Raw genomic sequence first — 3,221 nt, 5'->3', positions numbered from 1 at the left:
ATCATCCGACAGGGGCATGAGCCGAGCCAGCCGCTCGCCGCCCCCCTCCGCCTCGGGCAGCAGCACGGCGAGCACGCCGCAAGCCGCCATCAGGGCGATGGCTTCCGGCGCCCGGGGCAGGGCCAGGGTCTTCAGCAATTCTGCCGCCACCCGCTCGGCCGACAGGCGGGTCAGCTCGTGCCGGGCCGAAGCGATGGCGGCCAGCGCCGCCGCGTCGGCCGGGCCTTCGGCGAAACGGGCATGAAAGCGGAAGAATCGCAGCGCCCGCAGGTAATCCTCCGCCAGACGCTGCCTGGCCTCGCCGATGAAACGCACCCGCCCGGCGGCGAGATCGGCGAGCCCGCCGACGGGATCGAACAGCGTGCCGTCCGCATCGGCATAAAGCGCGTTGATGGTGAAATCGCGCCGGGCCGCGTCTTCATGCCAGTCGTCGGTGAAGGCGACAGTGGCGCGGCGTCCGTCGGTCTCGACATCGCGGCGCAGGGTCGTCACTTCGACCGGGACATGATCGGCGATCACCGTGACCGTGCCATGGTCGATGCCGGTGGGAACGGTCTTCAGGCCGGCCGCCCTTGCCTGTTTCATCACGGCCGCGGGGTCGAGCGGGGTCGCGATGTCGATATCCGCCGGCATCTCGCCCAGCAAGGCATCGCGCACGCAGCCACCGACGAAGCGACAGGGGACGCCGCCCGCCGAAAGCGCGTCGATCACCGCGCGCACCGGCGCCGACTGGCGCCAGCCCCCCGGCGGCAGGCGCGCGGGCAGCGCCCTCGTCACTTCGGCTCCGCCTCGATCCGGCCGGGCACCAGCTTGCCGTCCTGCATATGGGCCGGGATGTAACGGCCACCCGCCGGTTCCCCGCCGAAGAAGGCGAGGCCGAGGGTGACGGTGATGATCAGCATCAGGCCGATCGCCACCAGCGGCACCCAGGGCAGAGGCCGTTTCTCGGGTGGCAGGCCCTCGCGCCAGCGCTCGAACCGCAGCCACAGGAGATAGGAAACAAAGGGCAATACGAAGGCCAGAACATAAATCAGAATAATGCGGCCCATTTCAGCCCTTTCCCAGGCGGGTCGCCAGATTGACCAGCATGCCCGCAGTCGCTCCCCATATGTAATGTTCACCATAGGGCATGGCGTAGAAGTAGCGCTGAACACCGTTATAGTCCCGGCTCTGACGCTGACGGTTGGCCGGGTCCATCAGGAAGTCCAGCGGAACCTCGAAAACCTGCGCGACTTCGCCAGGATCGGGCGTCAGGGTGAATCCGGGCGTGAGGAACCCGACGACCGGCGTGACATGAAACCCGGTCGAGGTTTCATAGGCGTCGAGGAAGCCCGCGACCGAGACATAATGCCGGTCGAGGCCGATCTCTTCGGACGCCTCGCGCAGGGCGGCGGCGACCGGGTCCTTGTCCCCGGGCTCGATCCGTCCACCGGGGAAACTGACCTGGCCGGCGTGGTTGGTCAGATGCTCGGTCCGCCGCGTCAGCAGCACGGTCAGGCCCGTGGGATGCTCGACCAGCGGCACCAGGACCGCGGCCGGGCGCAGCACCCGATCGGGCGGGAAAACGCCGCGCAGATCCGGGTTCAGGTCGAAATCGCCGATGCGCGGCACCGCCACAGGGCCGTAGTCGGCCGGGTCCAGATGGTGGCGAAGACGGGCCGCGATATCGCCCCGGGTCACGGCGCGTCCCCCGCCGCCGTCCCGTCCAGCCGGCCGAGCGACCAGAAGCGCCCCGCCGACCAGACGCCGAGGTCGCCCGCCTCTTCCCGCTCGACGGCGGCATTGACCAGTTCGTAGAACACCGCCCGGTTGATCAGCGCGTCCAGCCGGTCCCGCACCCGGACGTAAGGCGAGGGCTCGCCGGTCGCCGGGTCGATCTCGACCCTGAGGGCGTGATCGGCGTCGAGGGTGAATTCGTCTTCGACATTGGTGCGGAAACGAATCACCTGGGCCTCGCCCTCGCCCTCGATCTCGGCCCCGACGACGAGGAAAGGCGCGTCGACGACCCGGATGCGCACCTTTTCGACCGGCGTCACCAGGTAATAGGCGTCGTCCGTATCGCGCAGCAGGATGGTCGAGAACAGCCGCACCAGCGGCGCGCGGCCGATCGGCGATTTCATGTAATGCCAGCTGCCGTCGCGCCGGATCTCCATGTCGATATCGCCGCAGAAGGGCGGATTCCATAGGTGGATGGGCGGCAACCCGCGCTTGCCGCCGCCCGTCTCGCCGAGGGCGGCCCGCGCCGCCGCGGCCAGCCCCTGGGCATCCGGTGTTCTTCCCTGACTGTCGCTCGCTGCCATGAGCCCCTGTTCCTGACACATTTTGACGGCTATCTGGTGGCGCCGCCCGTTTTCGGGTTAGCTTCGTTTCGGTCCTTCCTCAATATAGTGGGCACAATGGCGAACGTCAGCGATGGCCGCGAGGCCCTGGTTCAGGAAATCGACCGTCTGGGGGCGCGGCTCGGCAGCCTCAAGAACGCCATCGGCGAAATCGTCTTCGGTCAGGAGACCGTGATCGAACAGGCGCTGGTCACCCTGCTGGCCGGCGGCCACGGCCTGCTGGTCGGCGTGCCCGGCCTCGCCAAGACCCGCCTCGTCGAGACGCTGGGCACCGTCCTCGGCCTCGACGAGAAGCGGGTGCAGTTCACCCCCGACCTGATGCCGGCCGATATCCTCGGCTCGGAAGTCCTCGAAGACGGCGAGGATGGCCGCCGCGGCTTTCGCTTCGTGCGCGGCCCGGTGTTCTGCCAGCTGCTGATGGCCGACGAGATCAACCGCGCCAGCCCGCGCACCCAGTCCGCCCTTCTCCAGGCGATGCAGGAGGGAGAGGTTTCGATCGCCGGACAGCGCCATCCGCTGCCCCGGCCGTTCCATGTCCTCGCCACCCAGAACCCGCTGGAGCAGGAGGGGACCTATCCCCTGCCCGAAGCCCAGCTCGACCGTTTCCTCCTCGAAATCAATGTCGACTATCCCGACCGCGCGGCCGAGCGGCAGATGCTGATCGCGACGACCGGGGCCGGCGGCGCCACCGCCCGCCGCGTGCTCGAGCCGGGCGAACTGGCCGAAGCGCAGGGCCTGGTGCGCCGGCTGCCGGTCGGCGAATCGGTGGTCGACGGCATTCTCGATCTCGTCCGTTCGGCCCGGCCCGGCGGCGAGGGGCGGGCAGACCTCACCCGGCTGATCGCCTGGGGCCCCGGCCCCCGCGCGGCGCAGGCGCTGATG

General features: G+C 69.2%; 5 protein-coding genes. 1 reads left to right on the top strand and 4 read right to left on the bottom strand.

Annotation, left to right across the window (positions count from 1 at the left end):
• From WAZ62_RS14065 to WAZ62_RS14050, 4 genes are all read right to left on the bottom strand, one after another.
• Nucleotides 1–777, bottom strand: a 777-nt coding sequence (locus WAZ62_RS14065; protein ID WP_422644165.1) for a CCA tRNA nucleotidyltransferase, incomplete at its 3' end; no start/stop codon positions are given.
• Nucleotides 774–1,049, bottom strand: a complete 276-nt coding sequence (locus WAZ62_RS14060) for a DUF6111 family protein (RefSeq protein WP_422644164.1) — start codon at nucleotides 1,047–1,049, stop codon at nucleotides 774–776. The genes WAZ62_RS14060 and WAZ62_RS14065, both read right to left, overlap by 4 nt.
• Before the next feature lies 1 nt (nucleotide 1,050).
• Entirely contained in the window at nucleotides 1,051–1,680 is a 630-nt protein-coding gene (locus tag WAZ62_RS14055) for a CoA pyrophosphatase (RefSeq protein WP_422644163.1), read from the bottom strand.
• Entirely contained in the window at nucleotides 1,677–2,300 is a 624-nt protein-coding gene (locus WAZ62_RS14050; protein WP_422644162.1) for a DUF1285 domain-containing protein, read from the bottom strand. The genes WAZ62_RS14055 and WAZ62_RS14050 overlap by 4 nt, the downstream gene beginning before the upstream one ends.
• 96 nt (nucleotides 2,301–2,396) lie before the next feature.
• On the opposite strand from WAZ62_RS14050, the gene WAZ62_RS14045 reads away from it, so the two are divergent.
• The coding region (locus WAZ62_RS14045; protein WP_422644161.1) for an AAA family ATPase at nucleotides 2,397–3,221 on the top strand (825 nt) is incomplete at its 3' end.

Origin of the sequence: Zavarzinia sp. (genome assembly GCF_049306435.1) — a bacterium.
Taxonomy (GTDB): Bacteria; Pseudomonadota; Alphaproteobacteria; order Zavarziniales; family Zavarziniaceae; genus Zavarzinia.
This window is presented reverse-complemented; position numbering and strand designations above follow the sequence as displayed.

Excerpts from the sequence above, each read along its gene's own strand:
- WAZ62_RS14060 (WP_422644164.1), bottom strand. The coding sequence starts at position 1,049 with ATGGGCCGCATTATTCTGATTTATGTTCTGGCCTTCGTATTGCCCTTT.
- WAZ62_RS14050 (WP_422644162.1), bottom strand. The coding sequence starts at position 2,300 with ATGGCAGCGAGCGACAGTCAGGGAAGAACACCGGATGCCCAGGGGCTG.